The organism is Micromonospora sp. NPDC005174, from assembly GCF_040608495.1.
In the GTDB taxonomy this organism is placed as follows: domain Bacteria; phylum Actinomycetota; class Actinomycetes; order Mycobacteriales; family Micromonosporaceae; genus Micromonospora.
Genome location: NZ_JBEXIJ010000038.1, coordinates 19,497 through 38,983, shown reverse-complemented (window position 1 = coordinate 38,983; position 19,487 = coordinate 19,497). Strand labels below are relative to the sequence as shown.

16 protein-coding genes are annotated in these 19,487 nt (G+C 71.8%); 6 read left to right on the top strand and 10 right to left on the bottom strand.

The annotated features are described in order from the left end of the window. The first annotated feature begins 215 nt into the window (after positions 1-215). Together ABZU91_RS28950 and ABZU91_RS28945 are read left to right on the top strand one after the other, a co-directional pair. A complete protein-coding gene (locus ABZU91_RS28950; RefSeq protein WP_355247150.1) occupies positions 216-998 on the top strand; it encodes a 3-hydroxybutyrate dehydrogenase in 783 nt (260 codons plus the stop codon). Positions 999-1,012: 14 nt separating this feature from the next. Next, complete coding sequence (locus tag ABZU91_RS28945) at positions 1,013-2,932, top strand: helix-turn-helix domain-containing protein (protein WP_355247147.1); 1,920 nt, start codon at positions 1,013-1,015, stop codon at positions 2,930-2,932. A 40-nt stretch (positions 2,933-2,972) separates the two neighbouring features. Here the strand turns inward: ABZU91_RS28945 and ABZU91_RS28940 are convergent, their stop codons facing one another. The 3 genes from ABZU91_RS28940 to ABZU91_RS28930 all read right to left on the bottom strand — a co-directional run bounded on the left by ABZU91_RS28940 (position 2,973) and on the right by ABZU91_RS28930 (position 5,936). Further along, positions 2,973-3,581 carry a TetR/AcrR family transcriptional regulator gene (locus tag ABZU91_RS28940; RefSeq protein WP_355247144.1) on the bottom strand — a complete coding sequence of 203 codons (609 nt, stop codon included), beginning with the start codon at positions 3,579-3,581 and terminating at the stop codon, positions 2,973-2,975. Between the two features lie 11 nt (positions 3,582-3,592). After that, positions 3,593-5,161 carry an MFS transporter gene (locus ABZU91_RS28935; RefSeq protein ID WP_355247140.1) on the bottom strand — a complete coding sequence of 523 codons (1,569 nt, stop codon included), beginning with the start codon at positions 5,159-5,161 and terminating at the stop codon, positions 3,593-3,595. 121 nt (positions 5,162-5,282) lie between these two features. After that, the gene (locus tag ABZU91_RS28930) at positions 5,283-5,936 is read right to left on the bottom strand and encodes a transcriptional regulator (RefSeq protein ID WP_355247137.1); all 654 of its coding nucleotides are present in this window, start codon (positions 5,934-5,936) and stop codon (positions 5,283-5,285) included. Positions 5,937-6,087: 151 nt separating this feature from the next. Between ABZU91_RS28930 and ABZU91_RS28925 the strand changes: the two genes are divergently transcribed. Beyond that, positions 6,088-6,945, top strand: coding sequence for an SPFH domain-containing protein (locus tag ABZU91_RS28925; protein ID WP_355247134.1), 858 nt, complete (start codon positions 6,088-6,090; stop codon positions 6,943-6,945). A gap of 126 nt (positions 6,946-7,071) precedes the next feature. Here ABZU91_RS28925 and ABZU91_RS28920 read toward each other — a convergent pair whose 3' ends face one another. Both ABZU91_RS28920 and ABZU91_RS28915 read right to left on the bottom strand, forming a co-directional pair. Continuing rightward, positions 7,072-8,448 (bottom strand): permease prefix domain 1-containing protein, encoded by a 1,377-nt coding sequence (locus ABZU91_RS28920; protein WP_355247131.1) that lies wholly within the window; start codon positions 8,446-8,448, stop codon positions 7,072-7,074. Beyond that, complete coding sequence (locus ABZU91_RS28915) at positions 8,445-8,810, bottom strand: PadR family transcriptional regulator (RefSeq protein ID WP_355247128.1); 366 nt, start codon at positions 8,808-8,810, stop codon at positions 8,445-8,447. Before ABZU91_RS28915 ends, ABZU91_RS28920 begins: the two co-directional genes overlap by 4 nt. Positions 8,811-8,922: 112 nt before the next feature. On the opposite strand from ABZU91_RS28915, the gene ABZU91_RS28910 reads away from it, so the two are divergent. Continuing rightward, positions 8,923-9,669: a phosphotransferase gene (locus ABZU91_RS28910; protein ID WP_355247125.1), complete on the top strand. Its 747-nt coding sequence runs from the start codon at positions 8,923-8,925 to the stop codon at positions 9,667-9,669. A gap of 6 nt (positions 9,670-9,675) precedes the next feature. Here ABZU91_RS28910 and ABZU91_RS28905 read toward each other — a convergent pair whose 3' ends face one another. The 4 genes from ABZU91_RS28905 to ABZU91_RS28890 all read right to left on the bottom strand — a co-directional run bounded on the left by ABZU91_RS28905 (position 9,676) and on the right by ABZU91_RS28890 (position 13,610). After that, complete coding sequence (locus ABZU91_RS28905) at positions 9,676-10,212, bottom strand: alpha/beta hydrolase (protein ID WP_355247122.1); 537 nt, start codon at positions 10,210-10,212, stop codon at positions 9,676-9,678. Between the two features lie 41 nt (positions 10,213-10,253). After that, a complete protein-coding gene (locus ABZU91_RS28900; RefSeq protein ID WP_355247119.1) occupies positions 10,254-11,393 on the bottom strand; it encodes an alcohol dehydrogenase catalytic domain-containing protein in 1,140 nt (379 codons plus the stop codon). Then, positions 11,390-12,844 (bottom strand): aldehyde dehydrogenase family protein, encoded by a 1,455-nt coding sequence (locus ABZU91_RS28895; protein WP_355247116.1) that lies wholly within the window; start codon positions 12,842-12,844, stop codon positions 11,390-11,392. The genes ABZU91_RS28900 and ABZU91_RS28895 overlap by 4 nt, the downstream gene beginning before the upstream one ends. A 100-nt stretch (positions 12,845-12,944) precedes the next feature. Continuing rightward, positions 12,945-13,610 carry a TetR/AcrR family transcriptional regulator C-terminal domain-containing protein gene (locus ABZU91_RS28890; RefSeq protein ID WP_355247114.1) on the bottom strand — a complete coding sequence of 222 codons (666 nt, stop codon included), beginning with the start codon at positions 13,608-13,610 and terminating at the stop codon, positions 12,945-12,947. Between the two features lie 98 nt (positions 13,611-13,708). Here ABZU91_RS28890 and ABZU91_RS28885 point away from each other — a divergent pair, with 98 nt between their 5' ends. Next, on the top strand, positions 13,709-14,881 hold the full coding sequence (locus ABZU91_RS28885) for an acyl-CoA dehydrogenase family protein (protein WP_355247111.1): 1,173 nt from the start codon (positions 13,709-13,711) through the stop codon (positions 14,879-14,881). Between the two features lie 6 nt (positions 14,882-14,887). Here ABZU91_RS28885 and ABZU91_RS28880 read toward each other — a convergent pair whose 3' ends face one another. Then, a complete protein-coding gene (locus ABZU91_RS28880) occupies positions 14,888-15,925 on the bottom strand; it encodes an aminotransferase class V-fold PLP-dependent enzyme (RefSeq protein ID WP_355247108.1) in 1,038 nt (345 codons plus the stop codon). Between the two features lie 169 nt (positions 15,926-16,094). Here ABZU91_RS28880 and ABZU91_RS28875 point away from each other — a divergent pair, with 169 nt between their 5' ends. Further along, the gene (locus ABZU91_RS28875) at positions 16,095-19,223 is read left to right on the top strand and encodes a COR domain-containing protein (RefSeq protein WP_355247106.1); all 3,129 of its coding nucleotides are present in this window, start codon (positions 16,095-16,097) and stop codon (positions 19,221-19,223) included. Positions 19,224-19,487: the final 264 nt, after the last annotated feature.

Below are 19,487 nucleotides of genomic sequence, written 5' to 3'. Positions count from 1 at the left end.
CGCGCCCCGCGCCCCGCGCCCCGCGCCCAAGATCCTCACAACATCGGGGAAGTTGCTGCATCCCGCTCGCCGGAGACAGCACCATCGGGGACGTTGCGCGGGTCTTGACCACTCGGCGACCCAGGATGACCAACCGGCGGGCACACAGCTTTGCCCAGGAGTATGTGGCCCCGGCCCATGTGCCGGCGGAGACACAGCTCGTAACTTCTTGCGCCATGACGGCAGAACCCGTGGCGGTCCCCCACGTCGTACAGGTCGACCTCGCCGGCCGGACCGCCCTGGTCACCGGAGGCGGCGGTGGCATCGGGCGGGCGTGCGCCCTGCGCCTGGCCGCGGCCGGGGCGAAGGTGCTCGTGGTGGATCGGAACCTGGAGGCGGCCAAGGCCGTGGCCGCGGAGGCCGGCGGGCGCGCCGAGGGTGTGGACCTGGCCGACACGGCGGTCGTGGAATCCCTCGACGTGGACGTGGACATCGTGGTGAACAACGCGGGTCTCCAGCACGTGGCGCCGTTGCAGGACTTCCCCGTCGAGCGCTTCGAGTACATCCAGCGGGTGATGGTGGAGGCGCCGTTCCTGCTGATCCGCCGGGCGCTGCCACACATGTACGCCCGGAACTGGGGCCGGATCGTCAACATCTCCTCGGTGCACGGCCTGCGTGCCTCGCCGTACAAGGCGGCGTACGTCTCGGCGAAGCACGCCCTCGAAGGGCTGTCGAAGGTGGTGGCGCTGGAGGGTGCCGCGCACGGGGTGACGGCCAACTGCATCAACCCGGCGTACGTGCGGACCGCGCTGGTGGAGAGCCAGATCGCCGACCAGGCGGCCAGCCACGGCATCGACGAGGCCGAGGTCGTCGAGAAGATCATGCTGGCCCGGGCGGCCGTCAAGCGGCTGATCGAGCCGGAGGAGGTGGCCGAGTTGCTGGCATACCTGTGCTCGCCTCCGGCGTCCTTCATCACGGGCGCGTCGATCGCTCTCGACGGGGGCTGGACGGCCAACTAGTGGGCCCGAGCACAATGTCGACCATGTCGTCGCCGGTGGAGTTCCTCGAACTGCTCGCCCGCGAGGCCGCCGCGGTGGAGTTCGAGGGTCCGCTGGTGGCCGCGCGGGCCGCCGGGGTGCCTGCGGACCGGCTGGCCGAGCTGGAGCAGGCCAAGACCGTGGCGTTGCGGGTCCGCGCGCTGCTGGAGCGCCGCCGTCGCCGGGAGACCGAGTTGTCCGGCCTGTACGACACGGTCAGCGACCTGGCCGGGCTGCGTGACCTGGACGACGTGCTAAGGGCGATCGTGCACCGGGCGCGCAACCTGCTGGGCGCCGACGTGGCGTACATGACGCTCAACGACGACGAGCGCGGCGACACCTACATGCGGGTGACCGACGGGTCCGTCTCGGCACGCTTCCAGCGTCTGCGGCTGCCGATGGGCGCCGGCCTGGGTGGTCTGGTGGCCCAGTCCGGCGCGCCGTACGTCACCGCCAACTACGGCGAGGACGCGCGCTTCCACCACACCGGGGAGATCGATGCCGGCGTGGGCGAGGAGGGCCTGGTGGCGATCCTCGGTGTGCCGCTGCGGCTCGGCTCCACCTCGATCGGGGTGCTCTACTCGGCCAACCGCTCGGCCCGGCCGTTCGCCCGGGAGGAGGTGGCGTTGCTGGTCTCCCTCGCCGCGCACGCCGCGGTGGCGATCGACACGGCCCGGCTGCTGGCCGAGACCCGTGCGGCGCTGGCCGAGTTGTCGGCGGCGAACACCACCATCCGGGCGCACAGCAGCTCGGTGGAGCGGGCCGCGGCGGCGCACGACCGGATGACCGCGCTGGTGCTGCGGGGCGGCGGCGTGGAGGACGTGGCCGCCGCGGTGACGGACGTGCTGGGCGGGGCGCTGCTGGCGTTGGACGCCGAGGGCCGCCTGCTGGCCCGGGTCGGCGAGATCGACGAGCCCGAGCGGGCGGACATCGTGGAGGCGGTGGCCGCGTCCCGTACCGAGGGACGCAGCGTGCGCCGTGGTCCACTGTGGTACGCGGCGGTGGTGGCCGGCACGGAGAACCTGGGCGCGCTGGTGCTGCGCCCCGACGACGAGCTGGTCGACGCCGACCAGCGCATCCTGGAGCGGGCCGCTCTGGTGACCGCCCTGCTGTTGCTGTTCCGCCGGACGGTCGCGGAGGCGGAGGGGCGGGTGCGTGGCGAGCTGCTGGACGACCTGATCGCCCGCCCGTTGCGCGACACCGACGCGCTGCGCAGCCGGGCCCGCCGGCTCGGGGTGGACCTGGACGCGCCGCACGTGCTGGTGGCGGTGGGCGATGACGCCATCGCGGCGACCGGCTCGGCTCGGCAGCGGGTGCTCTCCTGGGCGACCACGTACGCCTCGGCGCGGGGCGGCCTGGCGGCGGCGCGCGACGGTCGGGTGGTCCTGATGCTGCCGGGCCAGGACGCCGGCGGCAGCGCCCGAGCGGTGGCGCGGGACCTGTCGCGGGTGACGGGCCGGCCGGTGACCGCCGGGGCGAGTGGGCCGGCGACCGGGCCGACGGCGCTGGCGGGAACGTTCCACGAGGCGGACCGCTGCCTCACCGCGCTCGGCGCGCTGGGCCGTGCCGGTCAGGGGGCGAGCACCGCGGAGCTGGGCTTCGTCGGGCTGCTGCTGGGCACGGTGGGTGACCGGGGCGAGAAGGACGTGGCCCAGTTCCTCACCGCCACGGTCGGGCCCGTCGTCGACTACGACGCCCGGCGCGGGACGGCACTGGTGAAGACGTTGGAGGCGTACTTCGGGGTGGGCGGCAGCCTGGCCCGGGCCGCCGAGCAGCTGCACGTGCACGTCAACACGGTGACGCAGCGGCTGGAGCGGGTCGGACAGTTGCTGGGCGCGGACTGGCAGCGACCCGAGCGGGCGTTGGAGGTGCAGTTGGCGCTGCGCCTGCATCGGCTGCGCGCCCCGGCGGGCTGACCCGACACACGGTCGAGAGAGCGGCCAGGGCGCGGTCGGGTCAGCGGGCGCGGATGCCCTCGAGGACGGCGTCGACGACCTGCGTCGGCAGGTTGCGGTCGTCCAACTCCGGGTTCCACTGGAGTACGCGTTGGATCAGCATCGGCCCGGTGAGCAGCGCCATGGTCACCTCGACGTCGATGTCGGGCCGTAGCAGCCCTTCGTCGATGCCGCGCCGCAGCACCTCGCGCATGAGCTGCCGCCGGGGCTCGATGATGTTCTGGTAGAGCTGGAACTGGTCCGGACTGCGGTTCACCGCCGGCACCAGGCACGGCATGATCTTCGCCGCGCGGGGGTCGACGTTCTGCCCGACCGCGCCGACCAGCACGAGCAGGTCGTCGCGGACGGAGTTGCCGGTCGGCTGCGGCATGATGCCCTTGAGCCGGCGCAGCGCGTCGATCAGCAGCGCGTCCTTGCCCGCCCAGCGGCGGTAGATGGTGGCCTTGCCGACGCCAGCGCGGGTGGCGATCGCCTCGATCGAGAGCGCCTCGATGGTGCTGCCCTCGGCGAGCAGGTCGAGAGTGGCCTCGACGATCGCTTCGTCGGCGCGGAGGCTCCGCGGTCGCCCGGGCGACCGCGGAGCATCGGCGGTGGACGTCATGTCGGACATTGTCCCGGAACCTAGGCCGTCCCAGCCAACTCGGGCTCGGCGGCGGGAGCCGCCGACGCCGGAGCAAGCGCGTCGCGACCCGGCATCCAGCGCAGCACCACCAGCATGCCGAGGGCCGCGACGATCGCGGACAGTGCCGCCGCCCAGTGCATGGCGGTGACGAAGGCGTCGTTGGCTGCCGAGATCAGCGTGGGAGCCGCCGGTCCGAGTCGTCCGGCGGCCGCGTATGCCCCGGAGATCGACTCGTTGGCCGCGTCCTGCGCCTGCGCGGGCAGGCCGGTCAGCGCGTCACCCACGTCGCTGCGGTAGACCGCGCTGAGCACCGAGCCGAGGACCGCCACGCCGAGCGCGCCGGCCACCTGACGGACGGTGTTGCTCACCGCGGAGCCCACGCCAGCCTTTTCACGGGGCAGCGCCGACATGATGGACTCGGTGGCCGGCGGCATGATGTTGGCCATCCCGACGCCCTGGATGAAGAACACGACCAGCACGACCCAGATCGGGGTGGACGCGCCGATGAAGGCGAACGCGGCCAGCGCCACCACGGTCAGCCCCAGCCCCACGGCGGCGACCGCCCGGCCGCCGTAGCGGCGGACCATCGCCGCGCTGCGCGGTGCGAAGACCAGCTGGGCGCCGGCGAAGGGCAGGAAGAGCAGACCGGTCTGCAGCGGGCTGTAGTCGCGGACCAGCTGCAGGTAGAACGAGCTGAAGAACATCACGCCCATCGCGGCGAAGAACACCAGGCCGACGATGGCCACCGGCGCGGCGAAGCGCGGCACCTTGAACAGCCGGACGTCCAGCGACGGGTGGTCGGAGCGGAGCTCGTGCCGCACGAACCAGGCCAGCACGGCGAGACCCACCACGATCGAACCCCAGGCCACCGGGCGGTCGAAGCCGTGCTCGCCGCCGTCGATGATGCCGTAGGAGAGGGCGATCAGGCCGACCACGGAGAGCAGCACGCCGAGCAGGTCGACGCGGCCGGGACGCGGGTCACGCGACTCGGGGACGAGCAGCGCCACCAGGATCACGCCGGCGACGACCACCGGGACGTTGATCAGGAAGACCGAGCCCCACCAGAAGTGCTCCAGCAGCGTGCCGCCGAGGATCGGGCCGATCGCCACCGCCAGGCCGACCGCGCCGGCCCAGACGCCGATGGCCCGGCCGCGCTCACGCGGGTCGAAGACGTTGGAGATGATCGAGAGCGTCACCGGCATGATGGCCGCGCCGCCGACCCCCATCAGGGCGCGGGCCGCGATGAGCTGCGCGGGGCTGTCGGCGTACGCGGAGAGCAGCGACGCCAGGCCGAACAGCGCCAGCCCGATCATGAGGAAGCGCTTGCGGCCGGCGCGGTCGCCGAGCACCCCGAAGGTGAACAGCAGGCCGGCGAAGACCAGCGTGTAGGAGTTGATGGCCCATTCCAGCTCGCCCTGGCTGGCCCCGAGGCCGTGCACCGGGTCGGCCAGCGTGCGCAGGGCGACGTTGAGGATCGTGTTGTCGAGGACGACGACGAGGAGGCTGATCACCAGCACCCCCAGGATCGCCCACCTCCTCGGGTGTCCTGTGTTGTCGTGCAGCTCCATGCCCGGTTCTCCCCCCGGTTGCACCCGCTCAGCAATACGATACGGGCCAGACTCGTAACGGCGACCAGAGTACGACCGCCATTAACGATACGGAACTGTTTCGTATCGCAAGTGGTCCGCGTCACGTCTCCGCGTGCCGCCACTCCGCCGGCTCCGGCTCGGCCAGGCAGACGTCGACGGCTGCCGGCAGCGCGCCCAGGTGGCCTGCGGGCGCGGCGAGGGGTTCGATCCAGCCCGGTCCGGCGCCGTACACCCGCAGGTGGGAAAAATCCCGGGCGAAGCGCACCAGACGGTACGCGCGGCCGGTCACCGGCGTCTGCGACCACAGCACGACGGTGTACGGACGCGCCCGGCGCACGGCGCTCGTCAGCGCGGGCCACGGCAGCGCGGACCCCAGGTGCAGGCAGCCGCGCCCCCGCTCCCGCAGGGCTGCGGCAAGGGCGTGCAGGCCGAGCGAGTGCGCCTCCCGGTCGGCGCCGGCGAGCAGCACCCCACCGGTCGGCAGGGACCGCCCGGGTTGCCGGCGGTGGACGTCCAGCCCCACCCGGACGCCCTCGGACAGGGCGTGTTCCACGGCGATCTCGGCGGCGTCGCGCCCCGGCAGGCGCGCCAGCAGTGGCTGGCAGACCTGCTCCCAGAGCGCCGGCACGCCCCACTCGGCGGCCAGCTCCAGCATCAGCGAGGCGACACGGTTACCGTCCAGGTCCTCGGCCGCCAGCGAGACCCGCTTGAGCGCGGTCTGCACGGCGTCGGCCGGCATCGGATCGGTCAGCACAGGCGTACCCCCGGATAGGTGTTCTCTACCCGGGGTTCGCCGCGAGTGGGCGCGGCGGATGCGCCCGGCGCGGAATTTACCGGCGCGGCCCGACTTGACCCGACCTCCTAGATTGATGATCCACACAGCCCAGCGGAAGGCCCTCCATCCCATGCCTGTCGGCTTCACCATGGCGATCGTCTTCGCCGTCGCCCTGGCCGTCTGCGCCGTCCTGGCACTCGTCGCCCCCGCGCGGTCACTCAAGCGGGTGGCCGCCCTCGCCGCACTCGGCTTCGTCGCCCTCACCCTGCTGGTCGGCCTCGCCTCCAGCGCCCACTCGGTGCCCATCCGCTCGGTCGGCATCGTGACCAGCTTCGGCAAGCCCACCGGCGAGGTGACCGGCTCCGGCCTGAAGTGGGTGGCCCCCTGGCAGAAGGTCGGCGAGTGGGACGCGGGCCGACAGAAGTACGACCACATCGGCGGCGACAACTGCGTCCGGGTACGCACGGGGACACTCGCCGACGCCTGCGTCGAGGTGCTCATCGAGTGGCAGGTCAAGCCGGAGAACGCGCCCAAGCAGTTCATGGACTACAAGGGCGACTTCGACAGCTTCCGGGGACAGCGGGTGGGCGTGCAGCTCGACAGCGCGGTCAACGACGCGTTCGCCGCGTACAACCCGTTGGAGAAGATCGACGCGCGGACCGGTGACCTGAACGTGGACCTCAAGCCGTTCGCGGCGAACATCAAGACCAGCGGCGAGAACCGCCTCGCCACCGACGTCGACATCCTGTCGGTGACCATCACGCGGGTCAACCACGACGACAAGACCGAGGGCAACATCAAGGCGTTCCAGGACAAGCTGGCGCAGACCCGCAACCTGGAGCAGGACCGCAAGAACGCCGAGATCTCCAAGCAGATCACCGAGACCAACGCGAAGGTCGACAAGGTGACCCGCTGCCTGGAGATCGCCGAGAAGAACGGCGCCAACCCGGGCCTGTGCATCAACCCCGGCATCGTCACCGGTAAGTGACGCGGCCGCCGGGCCGGCCAGGCGAATGTGCCCAGGAGCGGTATACCTCGGAGGAATATTCATTCCTCTGCGGTATACCGCTCAGCACCGCATCCGCCCCCGGCCGCGGTGACCGGACCTGCTCGGCTAGGCGTAGTGGAACAACGGCGGGAAGACGAGGACCACGATCCAGGCCCAGGCGGCGTACACCGGCAGGTAACCGGTCTGCCAGCGTTCGAGCGCCGCGAACGGTGTCCGCCGACGGACGAAGCTCAGCAGGAGCCAGGCCGACCACGCGAGGTTGACCAGCAGGACCACGTTCTCACCGAGCGCCGCCGCCCGGTTGGGCGTGCCGCCGTAGTCGTCGGTGATGCGTCCGGTGATCTCGAAGAGCACCAGTACGTCGATGGCCAGCGCGCTGACCACGAGCGCGAGTTGGAGCTTGTCGAACGCGCCGGGCGGGGCAAGCGGATCGCGCGCCGAGAGCGAGTAGAGCAGCAGCCCCAACACCACGACCAGCAGCAGGTCGAACAGGATCAGCGCCTCGCGCTCGACGTCGATGCCGTGACTGGTCCACACGACGGCGACGAGGAAGGCGAGGAGCGCGGCCGTGAACAGCGGGGTGAACAGCCGCGTGAGGACCGGCGCGATGTTCTCGACGACACTCTGCTTGGCCTCGACGAGCCACCCGGCCACCACGACCGCGGCCGCCGCGCCACAGGGCAGGAGCCACTGCGAGACGAACGCCTCCGGGAGGATCCCGATGGCCCGGAAGGTGGCGAACAGGAACGCGGCGAGCACTCCGCCGCCGAGGGCCATCAGCACGAAGTAGATGAACCACTCGCCGGTGAAGCGGATGAAGTCCATGCGTCGACGTGTGGAACGCCAGTCGTCCGCGACGTAGGCCAGACCCACCACGAGCCACAGCGCGATCGGCAGGTGGACGCTGGTGACGACAATGGACTGCGAGTCGCCCGCCAGGGGGTAGACGTTGGCCGCCACCGCGCCGAGGGCGAACAACGCCACCAGCACCGCGATCACCACCGGCTGCGCTCGCCGACGCCAGGCGAGGAACGCCGCCAGCCAGGGCAGCGCGAACAGGGTGACGTTACGCGTGTAGAACGATCCGTCGTCGTCGAAGGTCAACCCGAACAGCGCGGGCACCTTGACCGAGGCCACCGCGCCGACCGCCGCGCTGAACATGATCCAGAGGTCCCGGCGGGAGCGCGCACCGGCGGCCGGGTCGCCGGAGTCACCGGTCAGCACGAGCTGCTTCCACAGCCGTTCCGAATGTTCCCGGGCGAACTCCCGAGACAGTTCGTCGAGGCTGCCCATCCGCTTGACCGCGACCAGGAACGCCTCGTCGGAGCTGAGACCCGCCGCGACGAGCGCGTCGACCGAGCCGCGCAGGTGATCTTCGAGCTCGTCGACGTCGGCCGGGCTCAGCGTCCCGCGCCGCAGCACGTACTGACGCCACTGCGCGACCTGCGCCTCCAACTCCCGCGGACCGTCGTACGCCGTCACGCGAGACCCTCCAGCGGACGCGCGGGCAGGGGCATCCGGTCGTGCCAGACCTCCTTGAGCGCGCCCACGACCGTGTCCCACTGTCGGCGCTGCTCGGCCAACTCGGCCCGGCCCCGGTCGGTGATGCGGTAGTACTTGCGCCTGCGCTCGCCGGCGACCGCCTGCCAGCTCGACTCCACGAAGGCGAGACGCTCGAGCCGGTGCAGCAGCGGATAGAGCAGCCCCTCGGTCCAGTCCAGCTCACCTCCGGACAACTCGTTTATCCGCCGCAGGATGGCGTACCCGTAGCTCTCACCCTCGGTCAGGATGCCGAGCACCATCGGCGTCGCCGACGCCGCGACCAGGTCCTTGGCGACCTTCACGGAACCTCCCGCTCTTACCTAGAAGTACGATGCATAGTAGTGCTAGGCATTCCACCGCTGCAACGACTCCGGCGCGAAAACCAGTGGGGACTCGGCGGTCGATCCCGCGAGAATGGCCGACGTGCCGGAGATCGAGGTCGTCGTCGCCCACCAGGAGCGGGCGACCGTGCGCGTCGGCGACATGTTCCTCAAGATCGACGCCGATCCGGATCACGTGGACGTCGAGGTGGCGGCGATGGCGCTGGCACCCGTGCCGACCCCGGAGGTCCTGTGGCGCAACCCGCCCGTGCTCGCGCTCGCCGCCCTACGCGGGCGGGCGCTCGGCCGCCTCGGTGAACCGTCGACCGCGCCGGCGACGGCGTGGGCCGCGGCGGGCGCCGCCGTACGGACGCTGCACGACGCGCCGCTGCCGCCCTGGCCCGGTCGCAGCCTCGACGAACTGGCCACGCGGCTCGACCGTGAGTGCGCATGGCTCGTCGCGAACGGCGCTCTCCCCACCGACCTGGTCACCCGCAACCGTCACATCGCCGAGACGGCGCTCCGACCGTGGACACCGGTGTTCACCCACGGCGACCTCCAGGCGGACCACGTGTTCGTCGACGGTGACGAGATCACCGGCGTGCTCGACTGGTCCGAGGCGAGCCGGGGCGACGCCCTGTTCGACCTCGCCATTCTGACTCTCGGGCACGAGGAGCACCTCGGCGACGTCGTCGCCGGCTACGGGGACGACGTGGACCTCGACGTGATCCGGGCGTGGTGGTCGTGGCGCAGCCTGGTGGTGATCCGTTGGCTGACCGAGCACGGCTTCGACCCATCGGCGCCCGGCTGCGAGGTCGACGTGCTGCGGGCGCGGATGTGACAAGCGTCAGGGGATGAGTCGGTCGAGCAGCTCGAACCGCTCGTACGGCTGGTCGTAGTCGCCGAAGTGGCCGTCGTCCCGCACGATCTGGGTGCCGCCGAGCCGCTCGAACATCGCCCGTCCCTGCCGGTCGTCGCAGCCGTACGGGTCCTCACGCGAGTTGACGAAGTAGATGTCCCGCACGTGCGACCGGATCGCTTCCCAGTCGTAGCGCTCCTGCAGAACCGGTTCCTCGCTGGTGTTGGGCCGGGTGCAGTAGCCGGCGACCAGGACCGCCTGGGCCACGGTCACCTCGACATGCTCCAGCAGCGCCAGGAGCAGTGCCGCGCCGCCGGAGTGGCCCACCAGAACGGTGTCCTCGTCGACGTGGCGCCCGGCCAGCACCGTCGGCAGGAACGTCGCGATCGGCTCGACGTTGATGCCCGGGAGATGCGGCACCTCGACCCCGTAACCCCGGGCCTCCAGCCGCCCCGCCAACCAGCGGTACCAGGCGACGTCCGGGCTACCACCGGTCCCGTGGAAGATGATCGCGCTGCGCCCCACAGTTCTCCTCCTCAGGGTCGACATCGTGATCACACCACGAGTCAGTCCAGCGTGACGACCCAGCGGGCGCCCTCTCCCCGCGCCAAGCGGTCGAACGCGACCGGCGCCTCGTCCAGCGACATCGTGCCGCTGACCAGCACACCCAGGTCCAGCGTGCCGTCGGCCAGCTCGCCGGCCAGCACCGGCACCTCCCGGTCCGGGTCGGACGAGCCGTACACCGAGGAGCGCAGCGTACGGGCGGAGTGGAAGATGTCGAGCGCGCCGAGGCTGACCATGTCGTCCTTGGCGCCCATGCCGACCACGGTGACCCCGCCCCCACGACGGGTGAGTCGCCAGGCCGCCCGGATGGTGGCGGCCCGACCGACGCACTCGAAGGCGTGGTCGACGCCACGGCTCTCGGTGCGCGCCCGTACCTCCTTGGAGAGCCGGTCGTCGGAGAGCAGGAAGTCGGTCGCCCCGGCCGCGAGGGCCAGGTCCCGTTTCGCCTCGGCGACGTCGATGGCCAGGATCGTCGTGGCACCGGCCCGGCGGGCCGCGGCCAGCACGGCCAGGCCGACCCCGCCGAGCCCGACGACAGCTACCGACTCACCGGGCGCGACCCGGGCGGTGGTCCGGACCGCGCCGAGGCCGGTGAGCACCGCGCAGCCGAGCAGCGCGGCCTGCTCGGGCGGCAACCCGGCGGGGATCGGGACGACAGCGCTCTCCGGCACCACCACCGCCTCGGCGAGCGCGCCGAGACCGAGCGTCAGGTGCAGCGGGACCCCGTCCTCGGTCTCGCCACGCGGCACGGTCGGGGCCGTCGTGTCGGCGCAGAGCCACGGCTCGCCGCGTTGACACCACCAGCAGGCCCGGCAGGCCGGCGCCCAGTTCAGCACCACCGGTGTGCCGATCGCGAGCCGGCTGCCCGGCCCGACCTCGGCCACCACCCCGGTCGCCTCGTGCCCGAGGACCAGCGGAAACCTCGCGGCGATGGTGCCGTTGACCATGGACAGGTCGGAGTGGCAGACACCGGCCGCCCGGATCGTCACCCGCACCTCGCCGGGGCCGGGGGCGGGCAGACGTACCCGCTCGACCCGAAGCTCGGCGCCGGGCCCGCGCGCGACCAGCGCGCGAACGACGACCGGCGCGGACGCCGACTCGACACCTCCCGGCGCGGCCGGGGACAGCTCGGGACCGGTCATCGCTGGATCGCCTTCAGTTCGCAGAACTCGGCGAGCCCGTGCGTGCCCAACTCCCGGCCGAGGCCGGACTGCTTGTAGCCGCCGAAGGGGGCGAGCGGGTTGAACGGCGCGCCGTTGATGTCGACGGCCCCGGTACGCAGGCGTCGCGCCACCGCGAGCGCCGCCTCGGTGTCGGCGGACCAGACCGCGCCGGCCAGCCCGTAGCGCGAGTTGTTGGCGATGGCCACGGCCTCGTCGGTGTCGTCGAAGGGGATGACGGCGAGGACGGGACCGAAGACCTCCTCCTGGGCGAGCGCGCTGTCCGGGTGCACGTCGGCGAAGACGGTCGGGGCGACGAAGTGACCGCGCGCCGGGACCGGGGCGTCCGGGCCACCGACGACCAGCCGCGCGCCGTCGGCGAGCGCCCGGTCGATGTGACCGCGTACCCGCTTGGCCTGGGCGGCGGAGACCAGCGGGCCGAGCCGGGTGGTCGGGTCGAACGGGTCGCCGAGCCGGTAGCCGGCCACCGCTTTCGCGATCAGGTCGAGCGCCTCGTCGTACCGGTCGCGGTGCACCAGCATCCTGGTCCACGCCGTGCAGGTCTGACCGGAGTTGAGCAGGGCGTTGCCCACGCCCACCTTGACCGCGGCGGCCAGGTCGGCGTCACCAAGGATCACGTTGGCGGACTTGCCGCCCAGCTCCAGCGCGACGCGGGCGATCCGGTCGGCGGCGCTGCGCATGATCCGGGTGCCGGTGGCGGTGCTGCCGGTGAACGAGACGAGGTCGACGTCGGGGTGTCCGGCCAGGGCCTCACCGACGACCGCGCCGGTGCCGGGCACCAGGTTGAGCACACCCGGCGGCAGGCCGGCCTCGCTGACCGCGTCGAAGAGCAGGTACGCGGTCAGCGGGGTCAGCTCGCTGGGCTTGAGCACGACCGTGCATCCGGCGGCGAGCGCGGGCGCCACCTTCGCCATCACCTGGTGCAGGGGGTAGTTCCAGGGGGTGATCGCGCCCACCACGCCGATCGGCTCGCGGACGACGAGGGAGTTGCCGATGGTCTCCTCGACCGGTGGGCGGGCGGCGAGCGCCACGTGGTCGCGCAGCACGGTCAGCGGGAGTCCGACCTGCACGCGGGTGGCGAGCTTGAGCGGCGAGCCCTGCTCCACGGCGATGGCGTGGGCGAGGTCGTCGGCGCGGGCGGCGAGGGCCGTGTACAGCCGGTCGAGGTGAGCGGAGCGTTCGGCGGGCGCGGTGGCCGCCCAGCCCGCGAAGGCGGCGCGGGCGGCGGCGACGGCGGCGTCCACGTCGGCCGCCGTACCGGCGGGCACCTGCCCGACGATGTCGCCGGTGCTCGGGCTCTCCACCTCGATCACGTCGGTGCCGGCGGGAGGCGTCCAGTCGCCGCCGATGTGCACGTGGCGCCGGAGGCGCAGGAGGTCGGGCAGCGGTGACGGCGGGGCGGCGAGGTCCATGGCGTCCCTTCGAGGGTGGGCGACGGGCGATGGCGACCGGGATCGGTGGTGGGATGTGCGGCGGGCGGTGGCGGCTAAACTAGCGCTGGGAGTTTGGACGCTACCCGCTGGGCTGGCCAGACTCCACAGTGCCGAGGGGGCCGACGGTGCGGTCGTACTCGGCGACCAGGCCGTGCAGCAGCGCGTCCAGGCCGAGAGCGAAGGCACCCTCGTCCACGCTCTGCTGGTGCTCGGCGAGCCGGTGCGCCTGGCGCAGGTGCGGATAGTGCGCGGCGTACAGCTCGGGGTCCTCGACGAACCCGCGGGCGAACGAGCCGAGCGCCGACCCGGCCACGAAGTAGCGCAGCGCCGCGCCGATGTGGGTGGCCCGGGCCGGCGGCCAGCCGGCGCGGACGAGGCCACCGTAGACCGCGTCCGCCATGGCGAGGGCGGCCGGTCGTCGACCCGGGCCCTGCGCCAGGTACGGCACGATGTTCGGGTGCGCGGTGAGCGCCCGCCGGTACGACCACGCCCAGTCACGCGAAGCGGCGACCCAGTCCCGGCTGACGAATCCGCTGGTGTCGACGGTGCCGGTGACCCCGTCGGCGACCGCGTCGAGGATCTCGTCCTTGGTGGCGAAGTGGTTGTAGAGCGAGGGCCCCTGCACTCCGAGCGCGGCGGCGAGCCGGCGGGTGGAGAAGGCGGGCAGGCCCTCGGCGTCGATCAGCGCGGTGGCTGTCTCGACGATCAGCTGCCGGGTGAGCCGGGGCTGGCGGGGTCGGGGCACTGCGCTCCTCGTCGGTCTGGGCGATGGGGTCTGGACGCATCAAAACTTACACCGCTAGTTTAATGGTGACCGGCCACGCCGACGCCAGGAGGACGATCGTGGACTTTTCGCTCACCGACGAGGAGCGGGCGGTGCGGGACACCGCCCGGTCGTTCATCCAACGCGAGGTGATGCCGCTGGAAACGGAGGTTCTCCGCCGGGAGCGGGCGCACCAGCCGAGCCTGGACCACTCCGAGGTACGCGAGCTGCAACTCAAGGCGCGCAAGTTCGGCTTCTGGGGCCTCGCGACCCCCGAGGAGTACGGCGGGATGAACCTGCCGGCCGTCCTCCAGTCACTGATCTGGACGGAGCTGGGCCACACGTTCGTGCCGTTCCGCTTCGGCGGCGAGGCCGACAACATCCTGTTCCACGCGACCGAGGAGCAGAAGCGGGAGTTCCTCATCCCGACGATCGAGGGCGAGCGCCGTTCCTGCTTCGCGATCACCGAGCCGGGGGCCGGCTCGGACGCCGCCAACATCCGGCTCTCCGCCCGCCGCGACGGCGACGACTGGATCCTCGACGGCGAGAAGACCTTCATCACCGGCGGTCACGACGCCGACTTCGCCATCGTCGTCGCGGTGACCGACCGGGAGAAGGGCGCCCGCAACGGCGGCGCGACCGCGTTCCTGGTCGACCGGGCGATGGGCTGGCGCTCCGAGTTCATCCAGACCATGGGCGAGGGCGGGCCGGCGTCACTGATCTTCGACGGCGTACGCGTGCCGCACCGCAACATCCTCGGCGAGATCGGGCAGGGCTTCACCCTCGGCATGGAGTGGATCGGCAAGGGCCGGTACACCATCCCGTCGCACGCCATCGGCATCGCCGAGCGGGTGTTGCAGATGGCCATCGAGTACGCCAACACCCGGGAGACGTTCGGCGCGAAGATCGGCACCAACCAGGCCATCCAGTGGATGATCGCCGACTCGGAGACCGAGTTGGAGGCGGCCCGCTGGCTGGTGCTGCGCTCGGCGTGGACCGTCGATCAGGGCCTCGACCCCCGGCACGCGTCGTCGATGGGCAAGCTCTACGGCGCCGGAATGGTCAACCGGGTCGTCGACCGGGTGCTCCAGATCCACGGCGGCATGGGCTACACCCGGGAGCTGCCCATCGAGCGCTGGTACCGGCAGGTCCGGCTCTACCGCATCTTCGAGGGCACCGACGAGATGCAGCGCCTGATCATCTCCCGTGACCTGCTGCGCGGGTACACGAAGATCGGCGGTCACCTGGCCTGAGCCGCGTCACCCCGCCAGCGCCTCCAGGGCGGCGTCCACGTCCGCCTCGGTCGAGTAGAGGTGGAACGAGGCGCGGACCCGGCCGGCCCGGACCGCCGCGCGGATGCCGGCCGCCGCGAGGCGCTGCTGGGCGTCCGGCACGTCGACGGCGACGATGGCGCTGTCCCCCGGCTGCCGGCCCAGGCCGGTCAGGAACCGGTTGGCCAGCGCCACGTCGTGCGTCTGGATCGCCGGCACGCCGATCTCGGCGACCAGTTCCATGGCGGGGGCGGCGCCCACCCAGCTGAACCAGGCCGGTGAGATGTCGAACCGGCGGGCGTCGTCGGCCAGCCGTAGCGGCGGCCCGTAGTAGGAGGCGTGCGGGTCGCCGCCCGCGTACCAGCCGGCCGCGTCGGGGCGCAGGCGCTCGCGCAGCGCGGGGGCGAGATAGGCGTACGCGGTGCCGCGCGGGTTCATCAGCCACTTGTAGCCGCCCACGGCCACCACGTCGGCCCGGCTGCCGTCGAACGGCAGCCACCCGCACGCCTGGGTCGCGTCCACCACCACCAGCGCGCCGTGCGCCTGGGCCGCGGCCACGATCTCGTCGTACGCGGCGACGGCGCCGTCGGACGACTGCACCAGGCTGAACGCGACCACGTCCGTGTCGGCGTCGACCGCGTCGGCCAGCCGGTCCGCCGGCACCGTGCGGACCGTCACGCCCCGCTCCTGCTGCACCAGCCAGGGGAACAGGTTCGAGGTGAACTCGATCTCCGGAACGACAACGGTGGCGCCGGCCGGCAGGGACGCCGCCACCGGCGCGAGCATCTGGGAGACCGTCGCCCCGACGGCCACGTCGGCGTCGGGCACCCCGATCAGGCCGGCGAACGCCGTCCGGGCCCGCTGCACCGACTCTCCCCAGCCCTCCCAGGACGTGCTGCCGACCCGCCACTGGGCGAGGGAGTCCTGCAACGCCGTCCAGGCCGGCTCGGGCGGCAGCCCGTAGGAGGCGGTGTTCAACCAGCCGGGCTCCGGCTTCCACAACTGCTGCGCCTGCGCGATCTCCATGGCACCGACGCTAGGCGGGTTACCGCAGGTGAGCGACGGCCAATCGGCGATCGGCGGCCTGTCGGTGGGTCTGCCCGGCCGTGGCCGGAGACGGCGCGGCGCGGAGGCGGTGGCGCCGGCAGACGTGGCCGTGGATACCGATTGTGCACAAGGGACTACGCTTTTCGACATGGACGACGGTGCGATTGTCGAGGCCCGGCACCGCATAGCTGCCGCCACCGACGGGCATGTCAAGCTCGGCGGTCTCGGCCTCACCAGTGGCGACCTGGCCGAGCTGCTCCGCGACAGTCCGGCTCTCGCTCACGTGACAGTCCTCGATCTGTCCGACAACACCCTGGACACCCTGCCGGACGCCGTCGCCGCCTGGACCTCCCTCAGATCCCTCGACCTGAGTGACAACAGGCTCAGCGGGTTACCGGACGCCGTGGCCGCCTGGACCTCCCTCACCGCGCTGGGCCTGGACCGCAACCGGCTCACCGCCCTGCCCGAGGCCGTCGCCGGCTGGACCTCCCTCGTCGTGCTGCGGCTGGCCGGCAACCGGCTCACGGCCCTGCCCGACGCCGTGGCGCACTGGACCTCCCTCACCGCGCTGGGCCTGGACGGCAACCACCTCACCACCCTGCCCGCCGCGTCCGCCTCCTGGACCTCCCTCACCGCGCTGCGGCTGGCCGACAACCAGCTCACCGCCCTGCCCGACGCCGTCGCGCACTGGACCTCCCTCACCGTGCTGCACCTGGACGGCAATCGGCTCACCACCCTGCCCGACGCCGTCGCCACCTGGACCTCGCTCACCCACCTGACCCTCGAAGGCAACCAGCTCACGGCCCTGCCGGACGCCGTCGCGCACTGGACCTCCCTTGTCGAGCTGTACCTGGACGGCAACCGGCTCACGGCTCTGCCGGACGCGATCGGCGGGCTCGCCAAGCTGCAGACCCTCGTCGTGAGCGGTAATCCGCTCGCGCCCGAGGTGCTGGCCGCCGAGATGGAGGGCACGGAAGCGCTGCTGGCGTTCCTGCGGGACGTCGGCACCGACGGGATCTCGATCTCCGAGGCCAAGCTCCTGTTCGTGGGTGCCGGCGAGGCCGGGAAGAGTTCCCTGCTCGGCGCGTTGCGAGGCGAACCCTGGCGAGATCGCCACCAGACGCAGGGCATGGACATCAAACCGCTGGTGGTCAGCCACGCCGGCCGCGAGATCACCCTGAACGGGTGGGATTTCGGCGGCCAACAGGCGTACCAGCCGGCCCACCAGGTGTTCTTCAGCGCCGCAGCGGTCTACGTCGTCGTCTGGAAACCACGTCCGGGTGTCGTGGCCGGCATGGTGGAATCCTGGATCGCCATGATCGCGCACCGGGCACCGGACGCCCGGGTCCTCGTGGTCGCGTCCCACGGCGGCCCGTCCTCGCGGGCGGACTCCATCGACGGACAGCACCTGCGGCAGCGCTTCGGCGATCTGATCGTCGGTTTCCACGAGGTCGACAGTGCCGTCCCGGACGACCGGCTGGAGGCGCTACGGGAGGCGATCGCCGTGGCCGCTGGCACGCTCCCGCACGTGCACCGTAACTACCCGGCAAGCTGGCAGCGGACGATCGAGGCGGTCAGCGCCGGTGGCCAGCAGGTGATCGACTACCACGGCTACGAGGCGGCGGCCGCCGCGCAGGGACTGAACGCCTTCCAGGCCCGCACACTGGCCAGCAATGCCCACCACCTGGGTAAGTGGATCTACTACGCGGACGACGACGCACTGGCCGCGTTCGTGATCCTCCAACCGGACTGGCTCAACGTCGCGATCGCCGCCGTCCTCGACAGCCGGGACGCCGTCGACGCCCTCGGTCTCGTCGAACACCGCACGCTCGGGAGGCTGTGGAGCGCCGCGCAGGCGCCCGACGGCACGGTCTACACGAGGGAACAGCAGCGACTGTTCCTGGCGCTCATGGGGCGCTTCGAGCTGACGTACCAGGTCTCCCTCGACGCCTCTCCCCAGCCGGTGAGCCTCATCGCGCAACTCGTTCCCGTCGCACAGCCGGACCTGCGCAGGGCGTGGGTCGACTTCCGCCCCGGCGACCGCGAGTACCTGGAGGTGTGCCGCATCTCGGAGGGGCCCGCGGGCCGCGTGGTCATTCCCGACTCCCTGATGTACCGGCTCATCGTCCGCCTGCATCACCAGCGCTACACGGAGCCCGACTCCCTGCAGGGCGTGCACTGGCAGCAGGGCATGGTCCTGCAGAGCCGGTACGGTGCCCGCGCACTTCTCACGGTGCGTACCGATGTCGGTGTCCAGGTCCAGGTGCGCGGCCCGGACGCCGTCACCTACCTGCGACAGGTCACCGACGAGATCCGCTACTGCATCGAGCGGTTCTGGCCCGGCCTGACCACCGTCGCCCTCGTCGGCTGCCGTGACGACTGCGGTCTGGCCGCGCCGGGCGCGGGCCTGTTCGACGTCGACAAGCTCATCAAGTTGCGCGACGCGCACGGCCAGACCGTCGCGCAGTGCCCCATCTCCGGGTGCGACGCCTTTCCCGCCATCGACTCGCTGTTGGGCGGTTCGCGCGCCAGCGACGACGCGCTGGCCCTCCTACAGGACGGCGTGGCGCTGGTGGACAGCCATGTCCGCGTGCTCAGTAAGCGGCTCACCGACCTCAGCGACACCGTCAAGGCCAACCTCGCGAGCGTGAACGCACAGCTGACCGCGTTGATGTGGCAACTCAACGACGAGGCCGCGGACGGCCCCCGGCTGTTCACCCTCACTCCCGTCGGGGCGTCCCTGCGCAATCCGCAGTGGACGTCCATCCGGATGCGGCTGACGTTGTACTGCGAACACTCGCTCCAGCCCGTCCACGTCCTCGAGCCCGGTCGGCGCGACGCCGGCGTCTACACCATCGACGTCTCACGCGAGTGGTGGGTCCGGGCCGTGCCGCTGCTGAGGGCCACCACCATGCTCCTCAAGCCTCTGCTCGGCGTGGGTATGGCCGAACTCAAACTCGAGTTCAACGACGATCAGTGGAAAGCCGTCGAGGAGCAGGTCGCGATGGCGAACGAGACGTTGAACGCCGCTGCGGAGGCCGCGAACCAGCTCACCGCCGGCGACCACAGCGCCGGTCTGGCGGAGCGGATCCCGGGCGCACCGACGTCACCGATCATCGCCGAGGGCGCCACCCTCCGGACGCTGCACGTCGCGTTGCGCGCCCAGGACGTCACCATCGCCGACCTCCGCAAGGTCGTCCGCCCCGACGGCCGCATCCTTTGGGTTCACCGTCAGTTCGAGCACCTCTACCACAGCGGCCTACCTGTCATCCCCTGACCGGACCGACGCACGGTCCGCGGCGTGGGTGCGCCAGACGCGTGGCACCACTACTGCGAACTCCACGTCCGGGACATCGGTGACGATGCCAGGGAGATCAATCGGCGGGTCGTGGTCGCCCGCAGGAGTTTCGTGCGACGGCCGTCGTGGCGACGAGCTGACCGCGAGGGCCAGCCTGGTCGTCGTACCGGATGCTCCAGATCCACGACGGCAGGCGATTCGTGGCACTCGGAGTGGCCTCCGGAGAGGGTTGTCGCGTTGAGG